Annotated in this window: 21 protein-coding genes; 13 read left to right on the top strand and 8 right to left on the bottom strand. The window is 59.5% G+C overall.

The window, feature by feature from the left end:
• Positions 1 to 6: 6 nt before the first annotated feature.
• A complete protein-coding gene (locus tag HB633_RS22855) occupies positions 7 to 1,338 on the top strand; it encodes a sigma-54 dependent transcriptional regulator (RefSeq protein ID WP_213780406.1) in 1,332 nt (443 codons plus the stop codon).
• A gap of 57 nt (positions 1,339 to 1,395) precedes the next feature.
• Here HB633_RS22855 and HB633_RS22850 read toward each other — a convergent pair whose 3' ends face one another.
• Entirely contained in the window at positions 1,396 to 1,929 is a 534-nt protein-coding gene (locus tag HB633_RS22850) for a TlpA disulfide reductase family protein (RefSeq protein ID WP_213780405.1), read from the bottom strand.
• Between the two features lie 171 nt (positions 1,930 to 2,100).
• Between HB633_RS22850 and HB633_RS22845 the strand changes: the two genes are divergently transcribed.
• Positions 2,101 to 2,646, top strand: coding sequence for a hypothetical protein (locus HB633_RS22845; RefSeq protein WP_213780404.1), 546 nt, complete (start codon positions 2,101 to 2,103; stop codon positions 2,644 to 2,646).
• A 380-nt stretch (positions 2,647 to 3,026) separates the two neighbouring features.
• On the opposite strand, the gene HB633_RS22840 is transcribed toward HB633_RS22845, so the two are convergent.
• Positions 3,027 to 4,604, bottom strand: coding sequence for a YifB family Mg chelatase-like AAA ATPase (locus tag HB633_RS22840; protein WP_213780403.1), 1,578 nt, complete (start codon positions 4,602 to 4,604; stop codon positions 3,027 to 3,029).
• 112 nt (positions 4,605 to 4,716) lie between these two features.
• Positions 4,717 to 4,983, bottom strand: coding sequence for an accessory factor UbiK family protein (locus tag HB633_RS22835; RefSeq protein WP_213780402.1), 267 nt, complete (start codon positions 4,981 to 4,983; stop codon positions 4,717 to 4,719).
• 477 nt (positions 4,984 to 5,460) lie between these two features.
• Here HB633_RS22835 and HB633_RS22830 point away from each other — a divergent pair, with 477 nt between their 5' ends.
• The 7 genes from HB633_RS22830 (at position 5,461) to ptsP (ending at position 13,077) form a co-directional block, all read left to right on the top strand.
• The gene (locus HB633_RS22830) at positions 5,461 to 5,799 is read left to right on the top strand and encodes a P-II family nitrogen regulator (protein WP_031364354.1); all 339 of its coding nucleotides are present in this window, start codon (positions 5,461 to 5,463) and stop codon (positions 5,797 to 5,799) included.
• Between the two features lie 35 nt (positions 5,800 to 5,834).
• Positions 5,835 to 7,322: an ammonium transporter gene (locus HB633_RS22825; RefSeq protein WP_213780401.1), complete on the top strand. Its 1,488-nt coding sequence runs from the start codon at positions 5,835 to 5,837 to the stop codon at positions 7,320 to 7,322.
• Between the two features lie 288 nt (positions 7,323 to 7,610).
• Positions 7,611 to 8,900 carry a glutamate--cysteine ligase gene (gene gshA / locus HB633_RS22820; protein WP_056358120.1) on the top strand — a complete coding sequence of 430 codons (1,290 nt, stop codon included), beginning with the start codon at positions 7,611 to 7,613 and terminating at the stop codon, positions 8,898 to 8,900.
• Between the two features lie 148 nt (positions 8,901 to 9,048).
• Positions 9,049 to 10,008, top strand: a complete 960-nt coding sequence (gene gshB / locus HB633_RS22815) for a glutathione synthase (protein WP_213780400.1) — start codon at positions 9,049 to 9,051, stop codon at positions 10,006 to 10,008.
• Positions 10,009 to 10,308: 300 nt separating this feature from the next.
• Positions 10,309 to 10,803, top strand: coding sequence for a PTS sugar transporter subunit IIB (locus HB633_RS22810; protein ID WP_213780399.1), 495 nt, complete (start codon positions 10,309 to 10,311; stop codon positions 10,801 to 10,803).
• 51 nt (positions 10,804 to 10,854) lie between these two features.
• Positions 10,855 to 11,124: an HPr family phosphocarrier protein gene (locus tag HB633_RS22805; RefSeq protein WP_056358108.1), complete on the top strand. Its 270-nt coding sequence runs from the start codon at positions 10,855 to 10,857 to the stop codon at positions 11,122 to 11,124.
• 192 nt (positions 11,125 to 11,316) lie between these two features.
• Positions 11,317 to 13,077 (top strand): phosphoenolpyruvate--protein phosphotransferase, encoded by a 1,761-nt coding sequence (gene ptsP / locus HB633_RS22800; protein ID WP_213780398.1) that lies wholly within the window; start codon positions 11,317 to 11,319, stop codon positions 13,075 to 13,077.
• On the opposite strand, the gene HB633_RS22795 is transcribed toward ptsP, so the two are convergent.
• From HB633_RS22795 to gpmA, 5 genes are all read right to left on the bottom strand, one after another.
• On the bottom strand, positions 13,065 to 14,291 hold the full coding sequence (locus tag HB633_RS22795; RefSeq protein ID WP_213780397.1) for an autotransporter strand-loop-strand O-heptosyltransferase: 1,227 nt from the start codon (positions 14,289 to 14,291) through the stop codon (positions 13,065 to 13,067). The genes ptsP and HB633_RS22795 overlap by 13 nt on opposite strands.
• A 74-nt stretch (positions 14,292 to 14,365) precedes the next feature.
• Positions 14,366 to 15,592 (bottom strand): autotransporter strand-loop-strand O-heptosyltransferase, encoded by a 1,227-nt coding sequence (locus HB633_RS22790; protein WP_213780396.1) that lies wholly within the window; start codon positions 15,590 to 15,592, stop codon positions 14,366 to 14,368.
• Positions 15,593 to 15,685: 93 nt separating this feature from the next.
• Complete coding sequence (gene moeB, locus HB633_RS22785; RefSeq protein WP_213780395.1) at positions 15,686 to 16,444, bottom strand: molybdopterin-synthase adenylyltransferase MoeB; 759 nt, start codon at positions 16,442 to 16,444, stop codon at positions 15,686 to 15,688.
• A 135-nt stretch (positions 16,445 to 16,579) separates the two neighbouring features.
• Positions 16,580 to 18,157: a S41 family peptidase gene (locus HB633_RS22780; RefSeq protein WP_213780394.1), complete on the bottom strand. Its 1,578-nt coding sequence runs from the start codon at positions 18,155 to 18,157 to the stop codon at positions 16,580 to 16,582.
• 386 nt (positions 18,158 to 18,543) lie between these two features.
• Complete coding sequence (gene gpmA / locus HB633_RS22775; protein WP_213780393.1) at positions 18,544 to 19,290, bottom strand: 2,3-diphosphoglycerate-dependent phosphoglycerate mutase; 747 nt, start codon at positions 19,288 to 19,290, stop codon at positions 18,544 to 18,546.
• A gap of 211 nt (positions 19,291 to 19,501) precedes the next feature.
• Here gpmA and HB633_RS22770 point away from each other — a divergent pair, with 211 nt between their 5' ends.
• The 4 genes from HB633_RS22770 (at position 19,502) to HB633_RS22755 (ending at position 21,770) form a co-directional block, all read left to right on the top strand.
• Positions 19,502 to 19,927 (top strand): rhodanese-like domain-containing protein, encoded by a 426-nt coding sequence (locus HB633_RS22770; protein ID WP_213780392.1) that lies wholly within the window; start codon positions 19,502 to 19,504, stop codon positions 19,925 to 19,927.
• Positions 19,924 to 20,184 (top strand): glutaredoxin 3, encoded by a 261-nt coding sequence (grxC, locus tag HB633_RS22765; protein ID WP_056358080.1) that lies wholly within the window; start codon positions 19,924 to 19,926, stop codon positions 20,182 to 20,184. Before HB633_RS22770 ends, grxC begins: the two co-directional genes overlap by 4 nt.
• Positions 20,185 to 20,275: 91 nt before the next feature.
• Positions 20,276 to 20,749, top strand: a complete 474-nt coding sequence (secB, locus tag HB633_RS22760; RefSeq protein WP_213780391.1) for a protein-export chaperone SecB — start codon at positions 20,276 to 20,278, stop codon at positions 20,747 to 20,749.
• A gap of 22 nt (positions 20,750 to 20,771) precedes the next feature.
• Positions 20,772 to 21,770: an NAD(P)H-dependent glycerol-3-phosphate dehydrogenase gene (locus HB633_RS22755; RefSeq protein WP_213780390.1), complete on the top strand. Its 999-nt coding sequence runs from the start codon at positions 20,772 to 20,774 to the stop codon at positions 21,768 to 21,770.
• Positions 21,771 to 21,772 lie beyond the last annotated feature (2 nt).

Raw genomic sequence — 21,772 nt, 5'->3', positions numbered from 1 at the left:
GAATTCATGACAGCAGGACTTCAAGTGATCTTTATCGAAGATGACGAACTGGTGCGGCGCGCGAGCGTGCAGAGTCTCCAGCTCGCCGGTTTCGATGTCGCCGCGTTCGGCAGCGTGGAAGGCGCCGCGCGTGCAATCGATGCCAGCTTTCCCGGCGTGATCGTCAGCGACATCCGCTTGCCGGGCGCAAGCGGCCTTGACCTGCTCGCGCAATGTCACGAACGCGCGCCGGAAGTGCCGGTGATCCTCGTCACGGGACACGGCGATATATCCATGGCCGTCCAGGCAATGCGCGACGGCGCCTACGATTTCATCGAAAAGCCGTTTGCGTCCGAACGGTTGATCGAAGCCGTTCGCCGCGCGCTGGAACGGCGCAAGCTGGTGCTTGAAAATCGCGCGTTGCGTCGTGAGCTCGCGGGACAAAGCAGTGTGGCGCCGAGGATCATCGGCCGCAGCCCCGCGATCGAGCAGGTTCGCAAACTCATCGCAAACGTGGCGCCGACCGATGCCTCCGTGCTGATCAACGGCGACACCGGCGCGGGCAAGGAACTGATCGCGCGCAGTCTCCACGATCTTTCGCCGCGCCGCGACAAGCCGTTTATTGCAGTCAATTGCGGCGCGTTGCCCGAGCAGATGTTCGAATCCGAGATGTTCGGCTACGAAGCCGGCGCGTTCACGGGCGCGCAGAAACGGCGTATCGGCAAGCTGGAACACGCGTCGGGCGGCACGCTTTTCCTCGATGAAATCGAAAGCATGCCGCTCGCGTTGCAAGTGAAACTCTTGCGCGTGCTGCAGGACGGCGTGCTCGAACGGCTTGGCTCGAACCAGCCGATCCGTGCAAATTGCCGCGTGATCGCCGCGGCGAAAGGCGACATGGAGGAGCACATTGCCGCGGGCACATTCCGGCGCGATTTGATGTATCGGCTGAATGTGGTGACGATCACGCTGCCGCCGCTCGCCGAACGCCGCGAAGACGTGGTGCCGCTCTTCGAACATTTTCTTCTCGATGCCGCCGTGCGCTACGAGCGCGCCGCGCCGCTGCTGAGCGACCGGCAGCGGGCAGAGCTCATGCAGCGCGATTGGCCGGGGAACGTGCGGGAATTACGGAACGCGGCGGACCGGATGGTGCTCGGGATCGTTGATGAAACCGGCGTTCCTATCGATGCCGCCACGCAATCGCTCAAGGAACGCACCGAGCAGTTCGAACGCGCGGTGATTGGCGAGGCGCTCGAGCAATGCGGCGGCGTGGTGGCCGCGGCGGCAGACCGGCTGCAACTGGGCAAAGCCACGCTCTACGAGAAGATCAAACGATACGGGCTTGCAGCGAAGGGAGATTGAGCAACAAAAAACGCCCGGCTTGGAACTGACCGGGCGTTTTCTTTGAAGGCGGGAATGTCAGGCGGCGTTCAATGCCTTGTCGAGCAATGCATCGAGTTCCGCGAACGTCGGCTCACCCACGTAGCGCTTCAGGATCTTGCCGTTCTTGTCCACCACGAAGGTGGTCGGTGTGAGTTGCACATTGCCGAATTGCTTGGCCGCACTGCCGTCGTCCATCGCGACCTTGAACGGCAAGTTGCGCGTCTGCGCGTAGTTGTTCACGTACATTGGCGCGTCGTAGTTCATGGCAACGGCCACGAATTCCAGGCCACGGCCCTTGAAGCGGTTGTACGTGTTGATCATCTCCGGCATCTCTTTCATGCACGTTTCGCAGCTCGTCGCCCAGAAGTTGATCAGGTAGACCTTGCCCTTGAGATCCGTCGATGTCGAAACCTTCTGCCCCGACAACAAGGTGAACGTCGCATCCGGCACGCGTTGCTGGCCGCCGAAGGCGAAGTAGCCGGTACACGCAATCACGCCCGCCACGATCGCCATGACGATATAGCGCAGCGGGCTTTTGCGCCCCGATGAAACCTGTGAATTCTCTGACATGAAGACCTCGAGCGTGCTCGATTGAAGACAAATGCGTCGGCGTGGCCGGATGCTGCGCATTTTAGCCCTAATCTCAGAAAAGCGTTTTGCTGAGGAGCCGCTCCTGATGCGGCTTACAGCGCCATCGGGCCGGGCAGCGGATAATTACATTTTCTCCCTTCTGCATTACCCATGAATCGATCTTTGCTCATTTCCTTGTCAGTGGTGTTTACAGCTACCGCGCTGCTCGCCTGCACGCCTGCGTACGACTGGCGCACGATCCAGAACAACGACGACGCCTACGAAGTCACATTCCCGGCGAAACCCCGCTCGGACGCGCGTGACATGGACATCGCCGGCAAGCCGATGCACATGAAAATGCAGACCGCCGAAGCCGGTGACGCGGTTTTCGCCGTGGGAACGGTGGACTTGCCCAACAGCGACGCCGCCACGCAGCAAGCCGCCCTCGACTTCCTCCAGCACGGTTTGGCGCGCAACGTGAATGCAGCGCCGGCTGCGCATCCGGTTCAGATCGAAGTTGCCGCAGGCGGCCGGCTGCCCGGTTCCGAAATCGCAGTGAACGGCACGGGTGATGACGGCCAGAACCGTGAGACTCGCCAGATTCGTGCACGTTTCATTGCGAAGGGCATGCACGCGTACCAAGTTGCGATCGTCTCGACCAAGGCGCCGCCGGCGGAGCAAGTCGATCAGTTTTTTTCGTCATTCAAACTTTATTAAGTATTTGCAGGCCTTTGTCACTCCGCTTTAGTCGCCATTTCATTAGTCGAATGACGCCACGACAACGTTTCACGGCTGAGAATCTGGGCAAGGATTTGAGCCTAAAACTAGGATTTATCTCACTTTTTCGAACTATCCACAGAGGCTGTGGATAACTTTGTGGAAAAGATCGGCTGGTGAGCCGGAAGTGCCCGTCCGACGCGGCTTTCCTTACTTTGCCTTGATTCGCGGCACTGGAAAATTTGCAATAAAATCAAGAGCCTGCGAATTATTGCGAAATACAGGGTTTGGTCTGATGGTAGGGAAACAAGGAACGTTCCGGTGTGTATAAGTCAAGTCTTGACACGTGATTTTCTTTCCAAACGAACGTCCTCGCAGCCCTATACCGCGGCAAAAGCCCGCCGATACTGAATCGCCTCAGCAAGATGCCCGGCCGTAGGTGACTCAACCGCCGCCAGATCCGCGATCGTGCGCGCGACCTTGAGTACGCGGTAGTAAGCGCGCGCCGACCAGCCGAAGCGTTCGCCCGCTTCGCGCAGCAGAGTTTCGCCGGCCGTGTCGGGGCGGCATACCGCATCGACTTCACGTCCGTCGAGTTCGCGATTCGTCTTGCCTTGGCGCTGAATCTGACGCTCGCGAGCCGCGGCGACACGACGCGCAACGACCGCGCTTGTCTCACCCACCGACGCGCTTCTCGCCGATAACTCCGCCGGCGACAATGCCGGCAGCTCGATCTGGATATCGATTCGATCCAGCAGAGGCCCGGACAGTTTGCGTAGGTATCGAGCCGCGATTTCCGGGGTACAGCGGCAACGGCCATTTGGGTCGCCGCGCCAGCCGCACGGACACGGGTTCATGGCTGCGACCAATTGACACGCCGCCGGAAAGTCCGCCTGATGCGCAGCGCGTGAGATGGTGATCCGGCCAGCTTCCAGCGGTTCGCGTAGCGTTTCGAGCACCTTCCGGTCGAATTCCGGCAACTCGTCCAGAAACAGCACGCCCAGATGCGCCAGCGTAATCTCGCCTGGCTGCGGAGGATTGCGCCCGCCAACGAGCGCCACCGAACTCGATGAATGATGCGGCGCCCGGAACGGCCGCTGACGCCATTGAGCCGGGGTGAATCCGAGCATGCTCGCGGAAAGTATCGCGGCGGATGACAAGGCTTCGTCGTCGGTCATTGGCGGTAGGAGGCTGGGCAAGCGCGCTGCGAGCATCGATTTGCCTGCGCCCGGCGGTCCGACCATCAGAAGATGATGCCCACCGGCAGCCGCAACTTCCAGCGCGCGTCGTGCGCCAGGATGGCCGATCACATCGACGAGATCGGGCAACGGCGTTCGACGATCCGACCGCGAGTCGAGTGCGGCGGCACGAACGGGCGTAAGCCGGCCATCCTCCGAGCCGCACAAATGTGCACATAAAGTGGGCAAATCAGACGCGCCATACACTTCGATTCCCGGCACGAGCGCCGCTTCCGAAGCACTTGCCGCCGGAAGATACATTTCGGGCATACGCAGGTCGGCGTCCCGAATGAACGCAGCTTTCGGCGTCACGGCGGCCGCATATTGCCGCGCAGCGCCGCATGCCATTGCAAACGCGCCGCGCATTGAACGAATCGAACCCGTCAACGACAATTCGCCCGCGAACTCGCGATGCAGCAGCGCTTCAACAGGAATCTGGCCACTCGCCGCCAGTATGCCCAGCGCAATAGGCAGGTCGAACCGGCCGCTTTCCTTCGGCAGATCGGCGGGAGCCAGATTGACGGTGATCCGGCGGACCGGGAATTCGAAGCCGCAGTTCTGAAGCGCAGCGCGGACGCGCTCACGGCTTTCGCGGACTTCGAGGTCGGGCAAGCCGACGATTGAAAACGAAGGTAATCCATTGGCGAGATGAACCTCGACGGTCACCTCGGGCGCGCGCCCAGGCGCGGGCGCGCGGCTGCGCACCACGGCAAGCGACATGATTTTTCCCCGCTTCCCGCGCCTCGTGATTGCAAACGCAAACGCGGACGCTGGTTTATTGATTCAACATCACGGCTCGCTTGGCCGATGACACGCTTTTAATCTTCAGACGTCAGTCCTGGGCACTCGATGACGTTGCGCCACCCAGCTTCGCTTCCAGTTGCGCCACGCGGCGTTCGAGTTCTTCGAGCCGCGTACGCGTGCGTACGAGTACTTGCGTCTGGGTATCGAATTCTTCGCGGGTGACCAGATCCAGCTTCGAGAAACCCTGTGAAAGCATCGCTTTCATATTCTTTTCAATGTCCTTTGCCGGCGAATTCTTGAGCAACTCGCTCATCTTGGCCTGGAAGTCATTGAATACGTCGTTCGGTTGTTTCATACGGTCTTTCCTCTTGCGCACCATAAAAGTGCATTCATTGTTAGCTCAGTGCCCCGGCATTCGCGATGATCCAAGTTGGTGCGTTTCGCCCCGGTAGTTGACAGCTGAAACGTCTGGATCGCACCTCGACGCGGCGTTTCGCCGCGCCTCGAAAACCTGAACTTCTCGCCGGACCTTGCGTGCACTCTAGCAACGATCCACGGTGCACGCCAGCACATGGAAGCGCCGTTAGCCATCCGGTCTAGGGATTGGGCCAGCACCCCGCAAAGCCCTGATGAGCATGCTGGACGCTCGCATGGCATACGAGTTGCATATGTGGCCCGGGCCTTGTCCGCACGCGCTTTTCCGGGCGATGGGCAATGCGGCGTGGCGCGTCAGACGCCGCTCGCGATGGGCACGAGGCAACACAGGATCAGGCATGGGACCAGGGCAAGGCGCTAACCCGCCCACTCTGCTCGACACACACGCGAGGGATACATGAAGCTCATTACCGCAATCATCAAGCCGTTCAAGCTCGACGAAGCACGCGAAGCGTTGTCGGCAATCGGCGTCTCGGGCATCACCGTGACCGAGGTAAAAGGCTTCGGCCGCCAGAAGGGCCACACGGAGCTGTATCGCGGCGCCGAGTACGTGGTCGACTTTCTGCCGAAAGTGAAGATTGAAGCAGCGGTGTCGGACGATATCGTCGACCAGGCGATCGAAGCGGTCGAGCGCGCGGCACGCACGGGCAAGATCGGCGACGGCAAGATTTTCGTCACCCCGATTGAACAAGTCATTCGCATTCGCACCGGTGAGACCGGCGCGGACGCTCTCTAAGAAAAAACGAAACGGCGATAAGAGGAAACAGAAGAATGCGTAAATTATTGATGTCCTTGTTGATGGCGGGGTCGCTGCTGGGAGTGAGCGCCGGCACCGTGATGGCGCAGGATGCATCGGCGCCAGCGGCTGCATCCGCTGCGGCAGCGCCTGCAAGCGCGCCTGATTCCGCGTCCCCGGTCAGCGCCAACACGGCACTGGCTTCCGGCACGGAAGCAGCATCGGCGGCAGCACCCGCTTCGGGCGCATCGGACGCAGCAGCAGCGCCGGCCGCACCGACAGAACCGTTCTCTGTGGATTCATCGAAGATCAGTTCCGGCGATACCGCCTGGATGCTGACCTCAACCGCCCTCGTGCTGTTCATGACGGTCCCGGGCCTCGCGCTTTTCTACGCCGGCATGGTGCGCAAGAAGAACGTGCTCGCAACCGTGATGCAGTCGTTCGCAATCTGCTGCCTGGTCACGATCATCTGGACGGTCGTCGGCTACTCGCTGGCGTTCACGCCGGGTAACTCGTTCATCGGCGGATTCTCGCGCGTGTTCCTGCACGGCATGAACTACATCAAGGGCGACAAAGCCACGACGCTGACCGTCAGCCACCTCGCTCCGACGATCCCGGAATCGGTCTACTTCGTCTATCAGATGACGTTCGCGATCATCACCCCGGCGCTGATCGCCGGCGCGTTCGCTGACCGCATGAAGTTCTCCGCGATGCTCGTGTTCATGGGCTTGTGGTCGATCATCGTCTACTCGCCGGTCGCACACATGGTGTGGGAACCGACGGGCTGGCTGGCAACGGCCGGTATCCTGGACTTCGCAGGCGGCACGGTGGTTCACATCAACGCCGGTATTGCTGGTCTGGTTTGCTGTCTGGTACTTGGCAAGCGTGTTGGCTATGGCCGTGAAGTCATGGCGCCGCACAACCTGGTGCTCTCGCTGATTGGTGCTTCGATGCTGTGGGTCGGCTGGTTCGGCTTCAACGCGGGTTCGGCAGTGGCGGCTGACGGCCGTGCCGGTTTCGCAATGCTCACCACGCAAATCGCAACGGCGTTCGCCGCATTCGGCTGGATGTTCGCAGAGTGGCTCGCGAAGGGTAAGCCTTCGGTGCTCGGCATCATCTCGGGCGCAGTGGCTGGCCTGGTGGCGATTACGCCGGCTTCGGGCTTCGTTGGTGTGACCGGTGCAATCGTGATCGGCATTCTGGCCGGTGTGGTCTGCTTCTGGTCGGCAACGTGGCTCAAGACGAAACTCGGCTACGACGACTCGCTCGACGCGTTCGGCGTCCATGGCGTGGGCGGTATTCTCGGCGCGTTGCTGACGGGTATCTTCGCGGTGAAGGACATCGGCGGCTTCGACGGCAGCGTCCTGCTGCAAGCCAAGGGCGTTCTGACCACGCTGGTCTACAGCGGCGTGATGAGCTTTGTCCTGCTGAAGATCATCGACATGGTCATGGGTCTGCGTGTCACGGAAGAAGAGGAACGCGAAGGCCTCGACGTAACGCTGCATGGCGAACACGTCGAATAAAAGTGTCTTAGAAGGGTTGGGGCCGGGCGCGAGAGGCCGTGGCTTCAATCCGAATACGTGGAAAGCAATAGCAGCATGGCTTCGAGATAAGCGCAGCGATTTTGCCCGCCCGTCCTAAGGCGGGCATTTTTTTGTCTCGTTTTTGTGCACGACGAAGGATCGAAATCAGTTGAAATGTTCGCGAAAGGCGGCATGAACCGTGCGAATAGGCTTGGGAAAAGGGAGTTCATACCCAAATAGATGAGGCATTTGCTCTACAATCTTTCCTCTTAAGTCCGCGAGTCATCAATGGTTCCGCATCTCGTAACGGCGTTAAACGGCCCCCTGCTCGACCTCGAGCGGAAGATACTCGACGCGACGCCGTCCATTGAACGCTGGTTCCGGCTGGAGTGGCAAGAACACACGCCGCCGTTTTACTGCTCGGTGGACCTGCGCAATGCGGGTTTCAAGCTCGCTCCGGTCGATACCAACCTGTTCCCCGGCGGATTCAACAACCTGCCGGTTGAAGTATTGCCGCTTGCCGTGCAGGCGGCCATGGCATCGATCGAAAAGATCTGTCCGGACGCAAAGAACCTTCTGGTGATTCCCGAGCGCCATACGCGCAACGCGTTTTATCTGGAAAATGTTGCGCGGCTTGCGACCATCATGCGTCAGGCCGGGTTGAACATCCGTTTCGGCACGCTCGATGAAAACATCCATGGTCCTGTCACCATCGCGTTGGCCGATGGGCAAAAGATCGTGCTCGAGCCGCTCGAACGCACGCCGCGCCGCCTGGGTCTGAAGAATTTCGATCCGTGTTCCATTCTGCTGAATAACGATTTGTCGGGCGGCATTCCGCCGGTGCTCGAGAATTTGCACGAGCAATATTTGCTTCCGCCGCTGCACGCAGGCTGGGCGGTACGGCGTAAATCGAATCACTTTTCCTGCTACGACGACGTCGCGAAGAAATTTTCCAAGCTCGTCGAAATCGATCCGTGGATGATCAACCCGTATTTTGCGCACGTTGAAGGCGTGGATTACGAGGCGCGCACGGGCGAACAGGAATTGGCGGATGCAATCGACGGCGTGCTGAAGAAGATCGCGAAGAAGTATCGTGAGTATGGAATCAGCGAGAAGCCGTACGTGGTGATCAAGGCCGATGCCGGCACCTACGGCAAGGGCGTGATGACCGTGCACGACGCAAGCGAAGTCGCCGCGCTGACCAAGCGCGAACGCGTCAAGATGAACGACGCCAAGGACGGCCTGGAAGTGCACGACGTGATCGTCCAGGAAGGCGTGCATACCTTCGAGCGCGTGGAAAACGCGGTCGCCGAGCCGGTGGTGTATATGATCGACCGGTATGTGGTGGGCGGGTTTTATCGTGTGCATGATTCGCGGGATCGCGACCAGAACCTGAACGCGCCCGGCATGCATTTCGTGCCGCTCGGCTTCGAGCACACCGCGCTGCCCGACGCGCACGCGAAACCCGGAGCGGCGCCGCCGAACCGCTTTTACATGTATGGCGTGGTGGCGCGGCTGGGGTTGCTGGCGGCATCGGTGGAACTGGAAAAGACAGATCCGGAAGCCATTCAGGTTTAAGCTTTGAATCTGGAAGACAACGGCCGCACGAAGTTGCGGCCGTTTGCACGTCAGGCGCGAACGCACGCAACGTGTTAAAAATCGCCTGTTGCAGGTCGCTGCGCTTTATATCGAATAAACCAAGGCCGAACGGCCGTTCTGGACGCTTATGGACATCCTTTTTATCGCTGATCCGCTCGATCACTTCAAGATCTACAAAGACACGACCTACGCGATGATGGCCGAAGCTGCACGCCGCGGACACACGCTTTACGCGTGCGAGCCGCAGCACCTGGCATGGGTGTCGGGCAAGGTCGAGGGGCTGGTGCAGCGCGTGTCCATCGTCGGCGACGTGGCCGATTCGGCACGCTCGCCCTGGTATGCGGCTGAAACGCCTGAACTGCGCGACCTGAAGCAATTCGATGCCGTCCTGATGCGCAAAGACCCGCCGTTCGACATGGAATATGTGACGTCCACATGGCTGCTCGAACTGGCCGAGCGCACGGGCGCGCGCATCTTCAACAAGCCGCAAGCGATCCGCGATCACTCGGAAAAACTGGCGATCGGCGAATGGCCGCAATTCGTCGTGCCGACGCTGGTGACTCGCGACGCCGGCCGTCTCCGCGCATTCCACGCAGAACATGGCGATGTGATCCTGAAGCCGCTCGACGGCATGGGCGGCATGGGTGTGTTCCGCGTGAAGGCCGATGGCATGAACCTGGGCACGATCGTGGAAATGCTGAGCGACAACGGCGCGCGCAGCGTCATGGCGCAAAAGTTCATCCCGCAAATCGCCGATGGCGACAAACGCATCTTGATCATCGGCGGCCAGCCGGTGCCGTATTCGCTCGCGCGAATTCCGCAGGGCAACGAAGTACGCGGCAATCTGGCTGCCGGTGGCTTGGGACGCGCACAGCCGCTTACGGAAAACGATCGCAAGATCGCGGAAACGCTTGGGCAGACGCTTTTCGATCGCGGTTTGTTGCTCGTTGGACTCGATGCCATCGGGGACTATCTGACCGAAGTGAACGTGACGAGCCCCACATGCTTCCGCGAAATCATGGATCAGACCGGTTTTGATGTGGCGGGCATGTTTATCGATGCACTGGAGCGCGCGGCCGGAAATTAGAGGCGCCGTTCGGAGTTGCAACCGGGCTGTTGAATCCGTCCGGACTGCTACAATCTGCCACTCATGAGATTCGTTTCGTGGCGCGATCCGGCCCCGAAACTGAAAGTGAGAACTTGCCGCAACGTGTTTCATATTGCGTTGCGCAAGACGTGCGAAATCCGACTAAGCTTGCAATATGCGGTTTATTGGCGTTTTCGCATCCGGATCGATGTTTGCGGGCGTGTTTTTGAGCGCACGCATATAAAGCAGGTTCCCACGATTTCCGACGTATCTCGTCGTTTTGGGGCAGCACACTCTGATATGGCTGGCATTCTGATCATTGCTCACGCACCTTTCGCTTCGGCGCTACGTGAGTGTATTTCCCACATCTACGGCGGTTTGCCCGCGCGCATCGGCGTAATCGATGTGATGCCGGATTGCGATCCCGTCGAGGTCCGTGCGTTCGCACGCTCCGAAATCGATCGTCTGAAGGAAGAGAACGGCGCCGTCGTTCTCACTGACGTTTTCGGTGCAACGCCTGCGAATATTGCGCAGAGCCTGGCAAGCGATACGGTCCGCGTTCTGGCCGGCGTCAACCTGCCCATGCTCGTGCGCGCCGTGTGTTACCGGACCACGCCGCTCGAAACGCTTGCTGAAAAGTCGCTGCAGGGTGGGTCGAAGGGCATTCAGGAACTGGATGCGTCGACGCCTGCCAATCCTTGCGCCATGGCCAGCGCTGCTGCCGCTGCGGCGGCGAGCTGTGCGGTAAAAACGGCTGCGGCAGCCAGCGAACCCGAGAAAGTAGTCAGTCATTAAAAACATAGTACTTGCACGAGTCAGCCCTTTTCACCTAGCGCCCGGAGCATCATGCTGCAACAAGAAACAACGATTGTGAACAAGCTGGGCCTGCACGCACGTGCATCAGCGAAGCTCACACAACTGGCAGGCAGTTTTCAATGCGAGATCTGGATGAGCCGCAACGGCCGCCGGATCAACGCAAAAAGCATCATGGGCGTGATGATGCTGGCAGCGGGTATTGGCAGTACGGTGACCATCGAGACCGAAGGCGCAGACGAAGCCGAAGCCATGAAGGCCATCCTCGCCTTGATCGCCGACAAATTCGGCGAAGGACAATGACCTTGCCGTCGTGAATATTTTGAAGAGAGCCGCGTTCGTACGCGGCTTTTTTTATGCGTTGCTGCAGCGCAAACGGTGAGGGACCGCGTTCGAATTTATAATGAGGCGCGCAATCGCATTGCCGGGCCGTGTTTGGAGTATCAGCAGCCGGGATGCGACCAACCGCGATCCACCATAACCAGAGAGGTGCGCGTGTCGTTCACGCTGCATGGAATTCCAGTCTCCCGCGGCATTGCCATTGGCCGTGCTTATCTGATCGCGGCCGCCGCGCTCGATGTCGATCATTATCTGGTCGAGCCAGATCGTATCGACGGTGAAATCGAACGCTTTCACGCAGCCCAGGCGCAGGTCCACGCAGAGCTAGACGCGCTGCGTGAAGATCTTGCCGCCGACGCTCCCAGTGAAATGGGCGCGTTCATCAACGTCCATTCGATGATCCTGAACGACGCCATGCTCGTTCATGAAACCATCGATCTCGTGCGTACCCGCCGATACAACGTGGAGTGGGCGCTGACCGAGCAACTCGAAATCCTGAGCCGCCATTTCGACGATATCGAAGACGAATATTTGCGCGAGCGCAAGGCCGATATCCAGCAAGTGGTCGAGCGCGTGTTGAAGGCGCTCGCCGGCGCGCCGTCCACGGCGACGCTCGTGGTCGATGGCGCCGCGAGCAATGGTCACAACGACATGATCGTGGTCGCGCATGACATCGCGCCCGCCGACATGCTGCAATTCAAGACGCAGGCGTTCAAGGGCTTTGTCACCGATCTGGGCGGGCGCACATCGCACACGGCGATCGTCGCGCGCAGTCTGGGCATTCCGGCATCGGTCGGCGTGCAGCAGGCGAGCGCTCTGATCCGGCAGAACGACCTGATCATCGTGGATGGCGATCACGGCATTGTGATCGTGGACCCCGCGCCGATCGTGCTGGAAGAGTATTCGTACCGGCAAAGCGAGAAGGTGCTCGAGCAGCGCAAGCTGCAGCGCCTCAAGTTCTCGCCCACGCAGACGCTCGACGGCACGAAGATCGACTTGTGCGCGAACATCGAATTGCCCGACGACGCGAAGACCGCGCTCGATGCCGGCGCGATGGGCGTCGGCTTGTTCCGCAGCGAATTCCTGTTCATGAATCACAAGGACGAGCTGCCGGAAGAAGAAGAGCAATTCGAGGCGTACAAGCGGGCGATCGAACTGATGAACGGCCGCCCGGTGACCATCCGGACAATCGATGTGGGCGCCGACAAACCGCTTGAATCGATGAGCGGCGGCGACGGCTACGAGACCGCGCAAAACCCGGCGCTGGGCTTGCGCGCGATCCGCTGGAGCTTGTCCGAGCCGCAGATGTTCATGACGCAATTGCGGGCAATCTTGCGCGCATCGGCGTTTGGCCGGGCGAAGATCCTGATCCCCATGCTCGCGCACGCGCAGGAAATCGATCAGACGCTCGACCTGATTCACGAAGCAAAACGTCAGCTCGACGATGCGGGTATCGATTACGACCGCAACGTGCAGGTCGGCGCGATGATCGAGATTCCGGCGGCGGCGATTGCGGTGCGCCTGTTCTTGAAGCGGCTCGACTTTCTGTCGATCGGCACGAATGATTTGATCCAGTACACGCTTGCCATCGATCGAGCCGATAACGCGGTCGCGCATCTTTACGACCCGCTGCATCCCGCAGTGCTGCACCTGATTGCGTTCACATTGCGCGAGGCGAAGGCGGCGGGGGTGCCGGTTTCGGTATGTGGCGAGATGGCCGGCGACCCGAGCGTGACACGCCTGCTTCTCGGCATGGGACTGACCGAGTTCTCGATGCACCCAAGCCAGTTGCTGGTCGTGAAGCAGGAGATTTTGCGCGCTGATTTGAAGGCCTTGCACAAGCCCGTCGCGGACGTGCTTGCAGCTTATGAACCCGCAGAGTTGCTCGCTGCCTTGGCGGTGCTTCAGAAGGCTTGAGCAAGCAGCTTCCGGTCGGCGATCAGGTTATCGACGACGCGCATCACGAATTCCGGCGTGATGATCGCCGTGCACTGGAAGCGCTGCGCCGGGTCGGACCGGCGCGGACACCACGCGAAGTCCGATGCTTCGAACTCGGCGGTCGTGTCGTTGAAGCAGCTATTGCAGCCGTGAAAGTTGATTACGCGATACGGCGTGCGAAATTCAGTCGATGGATGCGAGAACCCGCTGATCATAACGACGGGCGTTCCGGCGGCCCACGCGAGCCACGACAAGCCGCTTCCTAATCCAATAAAAAAATCCGCGTGAAGCAGAAGGCTCAGGCGCTCCTGCAGCGGCCGGTTGCCGGTGAAATCCTCGGCGCCTTCGGGCATCGTGTTCGTGTATTCGGCGTTGCCGTAGGCCTTTTCTTTATCGATGCACAGCACGCGGTAACCGAGCGTTTTCAAATGCGCAATCAACGTTGACCAGCCGCGTGGATTGTTCCAGTACTTGCATTGCGCGGTCGATTGCGTCGCGATGCAAACATAGCGGTCCTTGATCGCGCGGGTTTTATCGGCGATGACAACGTTCGGGCGGCGTTCCGCGCAAGGCACACCGAGCAGGTAGGCAATCATGTCCTGCATGTTGCTCACGCGTGGATCGGTGGGTTGATGATCGCGTTCCGAGAACGGTTTCAACAAACCGATGTAGTACGTTGCATAGAATGTATCGGCCTGGCCATTGAGTTCGGCCTCGGTCTCGATATGCAGATGCGGATAACCCTCGCGGAAAAGCGGCTGCAGATGCGCCGCCAGCGGCATGTGGAGTTCGCAATTGTGCTGCTCGCGGAACGCGTCGATGATTGGCATCCACGCCAGCGAATCACCAAGCGCGAGCGGCGCCATGCGTAGCGCAACTTTCTTGTTCGCTGCATTGAAGGCATGGGAGAACACGAGGCGCTGGCCGTCGAACACTTCGAGCAGAAAGCGCACGAAGTACTTGCGCCGACTCGTGACCACCGTGTTGGCTTCAACAGCTTCGTCCAGCAGCACGTTGAACGTATCGAGGTCCGTCATGCGAACGCGCCAGCCATCCACCGGCACTTGCACGCGGCATCCATAGTTGAAATCGAAACGGATTCCTTCGGCTCCGTTCAATGCCAATGGGCCAGGATGTGCAAATTCGGTTTCGGTCCGGCCGCGCTGCGTGCTTCGGTTTACTGTCTCGCTCACGTGTTGCTCCAATCGCTTTTAAAGTTCAGCGCCCACGATAAAGCGGCCGAACGCTCAGCAAAATTGGAGAAGTCTTAAATTTGAGACGCGGTTGACGCCTGACGTTGGTCACGAATCAGCCGGTCAACGACACGCATCACAAACTGCGGTGTGATCGATGCAGTGCATTGAAACGGTTGTGGGTTGTTCTCCCGGCGCGGGCATTGAACGAATACATCGGCGTAGATTTGTACGGCGGTGTCGTTGAGGCAGCTATTGCAGGCGTGAAAGTTGATCACGCGATACGGCGTATGGAACTCATTCGAAGGATGAGAGAAACCGCTGATCATGACTACCGGGACGCCTACGGCCCATGCGAGCCACGATAATCCGCTGGACAGGCCAATGAAAAACTCCGCATGCCGCAAAAGACTGGCGCGCTGCTGCAACGTGTGATTGCCGGTGAAATCCTCCGCTTCGGCCGGCATGTAATTGACGTGAGAATCGTTGCCAAACCTCCAATAGCGATCAATGCACAACACACGGTAACCAAGCGCCCGCAAATAATTAATGAGCGCTGGCCAACCGTCCGGGTTATTCCAGTACTTATGCTGTGCCGTTGCTTGCGTTGCGATACACACATACTTCTCGGCGATGACGCGCGCTGTGTCGGCAACAATCACATCAGGTCTGCGCTCCTCGCGTGGAACGCCAAGCAAATATGCGACGGTATCCTGAAGGCTGCTGACGCGTGGATCGGAAGGTTGATGGTCTCGCTCGGAGAATGGGTAGGTCAGGCCACAATAGTAAGTTGCGTAATACGAACCGGGTCGAGTCGCGAGTTGTTCCTCGGTCGCGAAATGGAGTCGTGGATAGCCAGCCCGAAAAAGCGACTGCAAGTCTTCGTCCATTGGCAGGTAAAGCTCGCAATCGTGCTGTTTTCTGAATGCATCGATCACTGGAATCCATGCTAATGAGTCGCCTAGTGCCCACGGTTCCATTCGTAGCAGGACGCGCTTGCCGGTTGCATCGAAGGCGTGCGAAAAAACGAGTCTGTCACCGTCAAATACTTCGAGAAGAAAGCGCACGTAGTACTTGCGCTTGCTCGCGATAACAACGTCAGCTTCCACCCGTTCGTTCAGCAGGATATTGAACGTGTCCAGGTCGATCATCTTGACGCGCCAACCGCTGACAGGAACCTGCACACGACAGCCATAGTTGAAATCGAAAAGAATACCTTCCGGGGCGCTAAATACCGGGATCGAAGGTCCTTCGTCCATTTCGGGCCTGCCGCGGTTGCTTGATCTCGTGTCTTCGCTCACCTACGTGTTCTCGATAAAAACGGGCGCAAAGCATAGACCCGTTACCCACTCAACTGAACTGGATAACTCTTAATCGAGACAGTGGCTTTTAAATCAGGCGCCTCTTCCGCTTGCACAGACCGGACAATCTGTCTGCCGTGCAATGCGCATCGTGTTCCACTCCATGCGCAGCGAGTCGAGCATCATCAGGCGTCCTTGCAATGTTGTCCCGAAACCGCCAATCAGGCGCAGCGCCTCGGCCGCCTGCATCGTGCCGATGATCCCAACTGTCGGCGAGAAGACGCCCATGGTCGAGCACGCGACCTCCTCGAACGCGTCGTCTGGCGGGAACACGCAGGCGTAGCAAGGCGATTCGGCCGAGCGAAAGTCGAATGTACTGATCTGGCCATCGAAGCGAAGCGCCGCCCCCGAGACCAGCGGCACGCCGTGCGCGAAACACGCTGCATTGATGGCGTGACGGGTGACGAAGTTATCGGTGCAATCCAGTACGACACTCGCGTGCGGGACGTTGTCGCTCAGCCATTGCGAGTCGGCGCGCGTGGCGACCGTGTTCAGTTTGACATCGGGGTTGAGCGCGGCAAGCGTCTTCTGCGCCGAGTCCACCTTGGCTTCGCCCACGGACGCGGTGAAATGGACGATCTGGCGCTGAAGATTGGTCAGATCGACTGTATCGGCATCGACCAGCGTGATTTCACCGATACCGGCCGCCGCCAAATACATCGCCGCCGGAGCACCAAGCCCGCCCGCGCCGATGATCATCACGTGCGCCTCCAGAAAGCGCTGTTGCGCCTCGATGCCGATTTCATCGACGAGAATGTGGCGTGAGTAGCGGAGAAGCTGGTCGTCGTTCATCGAGCGCTCGTGTAGGCATTGACCGGCGTGGCGGTCAGGAAGCGTCTATTTTAAGCGCGAGGCCGGAAAGTCATGAAAGCAGAAACGAAAACGCCGCCCAGGTGGGGCGGCGTTTGACCTACCGGGACAACAAACTTATTGCGTAGCCGATGCCGGCACCGGTGCCGAAGCAGGCGCAGCAGTGTCCGACCCGGGCGTAGCCGGCAGGGCAGGCTTCACAACGATCGGAGCCGATGCCGACGGTGTCGGCTTGTCCTGCGCGAGCTTGCGCTCGGAGTACGACTTCGATTCCTGAACCGGCTTGCCTTCCAGCTTGTTCAGGCCCTGGCTGAGCATGAAGTCGTCCGCGCTGCCGAATTCGACAGGCTTCCTCTCACGATCTTTCCGGCGCTGCTCCGGCGTCTTCTTGTCGTTCTGCTCTTCAAGAATACGCAGTTGTTCAAGCCGGTCGGCTTCACGAGCTTCCTGTTCCTTCTTCTCGTTAGGATCCTGTGTGTTCGCCAAGTGGTTCGAATAATCCACTTCGCGCGTCACGAGTGCGTCGTCCGGATCGCCTTCAGCATATTGGTCGACCGGAACGTCAGGACGGATGCCCTTATTCTGAATCGACTTGCCGCTTGGCGTGTAGTAGTACGCAGTCGTCAGGCGCAGCGCGGTGTCTGCGGTCATTGGCCGGACGGTTTGCACGGAACCCTTGCCAAACGTGGTCTTGCCCACGATCAACGCGCGATGGTGATCCTGCAGCGCGCCCGCGACGATCTCCGATGCCGACGCCGAGTAAGCGTTGGTCAGCACGACCATTGGCACCTTCTTGAAGATTTCCGGCAAGTTCTTCAAGGGATCAGTGTCGAATGACGGCAGGCGATAGTTGTCGTAGGTATCGCGGAAAGTTTGCTTCGCGTCCGCGATCTGACCGTTGGTCGAGACCACAACGGCGTTGTCCGGCAGGAACGCGCCGGCCACGCCGACAGCGCTCTGCAGCAAACCACCGCCGTTGTTGCGCAGGTCGAGCACGAGACCCTTAAGGTCCGGCTGCTGACGGGCGAGGTCCTGCAGCTTCGCGGCGAGATCAGGCACCGTGCGTTCCTGGAAGCTCGTGATACGGATATAGCCGTAACCGGGCGTGGGAATCTTCATCTTCACGCTTTGCACGCGAATGAGCGCGCGCGTAACCGTGATCGGGAACGTCCGGTCGTCGGTCTTACGGAAGATGGTCAGCGTGACCTTGGTACCGGGTTCGCCGCGCATTTGCTTCACGGCGTTGTCGAGCGTCATGCCGCGCACCGGCTTGTCGTTGATGCGCGTGATCAAATCGCCCGGACGAATACCGGCGCGGAACGCCGGCGTGTCTTCGATAGGCGAAATCACCTTGATCAACCCGTCTTCCGACGAGATCTCAATACCAAGCCCTGCAAAGCGACCCTTGGTCTGCTCCTGCAGTTCTTCGTAATCGGTTTTGTCGAGATACGACGAATGCGGGTCGAGGCTGGACACCATGCCTTTGATGGCGGCGGTGAGGAGCTTTTTGTCGTCGACCGGTTCGACGTATTCATGCTTGATTTGCCCGAAGACTTCGGCAAACAACCGCAGTTGATCTAGCGGGAGAGGCGCGGTGGCGGCTTGCTGGGCGGATGCGGAGAGTTGCAGCGTGGCAAATGCGCCGGTAGCAAGGCCCGCGGCGATCAGGCCGATATTTTTCAGGTTCTTTCGCATAGAGTCTGTTGCGGTCGGAAGCGGATTAGGCTGCGTCGTGGTTGACTGGGCAGTATAACTGCAAGCCCCGGACCACGACTTAAACACAGCTTAAACAGCCCTCGCCGGCATAGTGGGTAAGTTCTTCTTCGAAGCTGCGATTTTTTAAAAACGGTAATCCGTACGCAAATGTCGGGCCCGGTTATGTGACTACAGCAAAAAGACCTGATAGCGGTTTATCCGCCAGTAAAAATCAATGACTGCCGCCGATGGCCTAAGAGTGGATTTGCTTGGACCATAAGACACGAGAGATGCGAGCCTCAGGATTCGCATCTCTCGCGCGGCGGGGCGGGCAACCGGAATCCGGCATTCCGATGGTCCGGCCCCGGTTGCACGCCGAATCCTGATTATCCCGCTTTACCCTGTTTCGCGACTGCAGCCTGCGCCTTCGCAATAGCGTCGGGGTCGCCGAGATAATAATGTTTGATAGGTTTCAGGTTTTCGTCGAGTTCGTAGACGAGCGGCACGCCATTCGGGATATTTAATCCTACGATATCGTCATCGGAAATGCCGTCCAGATATTTGATCAAGGCGCGCATGGAATTGCCGTGCGCGGCAATCAGCACGCGCCGTCCCGACTTGACGGCCGGCCCGATGGACTCGTTCCAAATGGGCAGCACGCGCGCCACCGTGTCCTTCAGGCACTCGGTCAGCGGCAGCTCTTCGCGCGGCACCTTGGCGTAGCGAGGATCGTTGAACGAGGTGCGTTCATCCGACGGATCGAGTGCCGGCGGCGGCGTGTCATAACTTCTGCGCCAGATCAGCACTTGTTCGTCGCCGTATTTCTTCGCCGTTTCGGCCTTGTTCAGACCCGCGAGCGCACCGTAGTGCCGCTCGTTCAGCCGCCACGAATGCACGACGGGCAGGTACATCTCGTCCATTTGATCCTGCACGTGCCAGAGCGTGCGGATCGCGCGCTTGAGGACCGAGGTGTACGCAATGTCGAAACTGAAGCCCGCTTCCTTCAGCAAGACGCCGGCTTGCTGAGCCTCGCGCACGCCTTGTTCGGTCAGGTCGACGTCGACCCAGCCTGTGAATCTGTTTTCCTTGTTCCACGTGGATTCGCCGTGGCGGATGAGCACTAGCTTGTACATGATGTCCGTTTAGAGGTCGGTTAGTTGGGAAGCCGGTTAGAGACAGCGGGTAGGGGAAAACTGGCATCGATTTTGTGCGGCAATGCGTTCCGGCGCAACTCGGCCGTTCGGCCGATGCCTTTGCGGAGAACGGTTATTTTATAATGGCTGGATTGTCCCGATTTTTTTGCGGCTTTTCTTTTCTCCACACTCCCAATCCGGCGGTCCCGACGTGAAGTTTTTCACCGATTACACCAACCTCGTACTTATTGCCGTCCTCCTTGTTTCGGGCGGGTTGCTGCTGTGGCCAACGCTTATGCGGCGCGGCCGCGGCGCCGTTTCACCGGCCGATGCCGTCCTCCTGATCAACCGGCGCAACGCCTCGGTCATCGACTTGCGGCCGGCCGCCGAATACTCGCAAGGGCACATTCCTGCCGCGAAAAACTTCGTTTTGGCGGAGCTCCAAGCAAAAGTTGGCCAAATCGCGAAGAATAAGAGCAATCCGGTCTTGCTCGTTTGCCAGACCGGGCAACAGTCCCAGAAGGCGAGCCAGATTGTGAGCGATGCAGGCTACGCCGAGGTCCACGTATTGCAAGGCGGGCTGGATGCCTGGCAGAAAGCCGGCATGCCGGTCGTGAAACAAGGAGCCCTAAAGTGAACAAAGTAATCATGTACAGCACGCAAGTGTGCCCGTATTGCCAGATGGCCGAACGTCTACTAAAGTCGCGCGGCGTGGAAAACGTCGAGAAGGTGCTGATCGACCGTGATCCGGCAAAACGTGAAGAAATGATGACGCGTACGGGCCGTCGGACGGTGCCGCAGGTGTTTATCGGTGAAACGCATGTCGGCGGGTACGACGACCTGTCCGCGCTTGATCGCAAGGGCGGCCTGATGCCGCTGCTCGAGGCGGCCTGAACGCGTTGCCGGCAGCAAAGCAGTCGGTGGCATTGAGCCGGAAAAACCGGAAAAGCCGCGGACTGCACTTTAAATAATCAAGGGAATCAACATGTCTGACGACAACAACCAACCGTTCTTTAACATCCAGCGCATCTATCTCAAGGATATGTCGCTCGAGCAGCCCAATTCACCGGCGATTTTCCTCGAGCAGGACATGCCGTCGGTGGAAGTGGAAGTGGACGTGAAGGCTGAGCGCCTTGCAGAAAGCGTGTTCGAAGTGCTGGTAACGGGCACCGTGACGGCGAAGGTGTCGGACAAGGTCGCGTTCCTGATCGAAGCCAAGCAAGCCGGCATTTTCGATATCCGCAACATCCCGGCCGACCAGATCGATCCGCTCGTCGGCATTGCTTGCCCGACCATCCTGTTCCCGTACCTGCGCTCGAATATTGCCGACGCCATCACGCGCGCTGGTTTCCCGCCGATCCACCTCGCGGAAATCAACTTCCAGGCGCTGTACGAACAACGTATTTCGCAGTTGTCCGCTGCCCAGGAAGGCGTGGCGAACGGCGCGACACTGAACTAAAACCGCTATTCCGGAGCCGGGCATGCAAGTAGCCGTTCTCGGCGCCGGTGCGTGGGGCACCGCGCTGGCTGGCCATTTGGCCACTCGCCACGACACGGTCCTCTGGGCGCGCGACCGCGCGCTCATCGAATCCTTGTCTATTTCTCATGAAAACGAGCGCTATCTGCGCGGCGTGACGCTGCCCGGGTCACTCGTGTATGAGCCGGATCTTTCCTCTGCGCTAAGTCACGGCGCGGCAGCCGATGCACTTTGCGTGGTCGCCGCTCCCGTCGCGGGCTTGCGCGCGTTATGCCGGACCATGCGCGAATCGGGCATCGTCCCGGCGCATATCGTGTGGTTATGCAAGGGATTTGAAGCCGATACCCAATGCTTGCCGAACGAGGTCGTTACGGCTGAATTGCCTCGGCATGCGAGCAATGGGACGCTTTCCGGGCCGAGCTTTGCGCGCGAAGTCGGGCAAGGTTTGCCAGTGGCCCTGACGGTTGCAAGCGCTTCGGTCACGTTAGGCGAGCGTACGGTCGCGGCTTTCCACCATGGCGCAATGCGGATCTATACCGGCGACGACGTGATCGGCGTCGAAGTGGGCGGCGCGGTGAAGAACGTGCTCGCTATCGCAACAGGTATTGCCGACGGACTCGGGCTCGGCCTCAACGCGCGCGCCGCGTTGATCACGCGCGGATTGGCCGAGATGTCCCGGCTGGGCGTGGCGTTGGGCGGCCGCGCGGAGACGTTCCACGGCCTGACCGGACTCGGCGATCTGATCCTGACGGCGACCGGAGATTTGTCGCGCAACCGCACGGTCGGCATGCAACTCGCGACGGGCCGATCCTTGACGGACATCCTTGCCGCACTCGGTCACGTTGCCGAAGGCGTGCGCTGCGCGCGGGCGGTACTGTCGCTGGCTGAATCTCACAATATCGATATGCCGATCACCCATGCCGTGTGCCGCGTCTTGTTCGACAACGTCGCGCCGCGCGATGCCGTTCACGCCTTGCTGAGCCGGGACGCGAAGGCGGAATAAGG

Origin of the sequence: Caballeronia sp. dw_276 (assembly GCF_018449635.1) — a bacterium.
In the GTDB taxonomy this organism is placed as follows: domain Bacteria; phylum Pseudomonadota; class Gammaproteobacteria; order Burkholderiales; family Burkholderiaceae; genus Caballeronia.
This window is presented reverse-complemented; position numbering and strand designations above follow the sequence as displayed.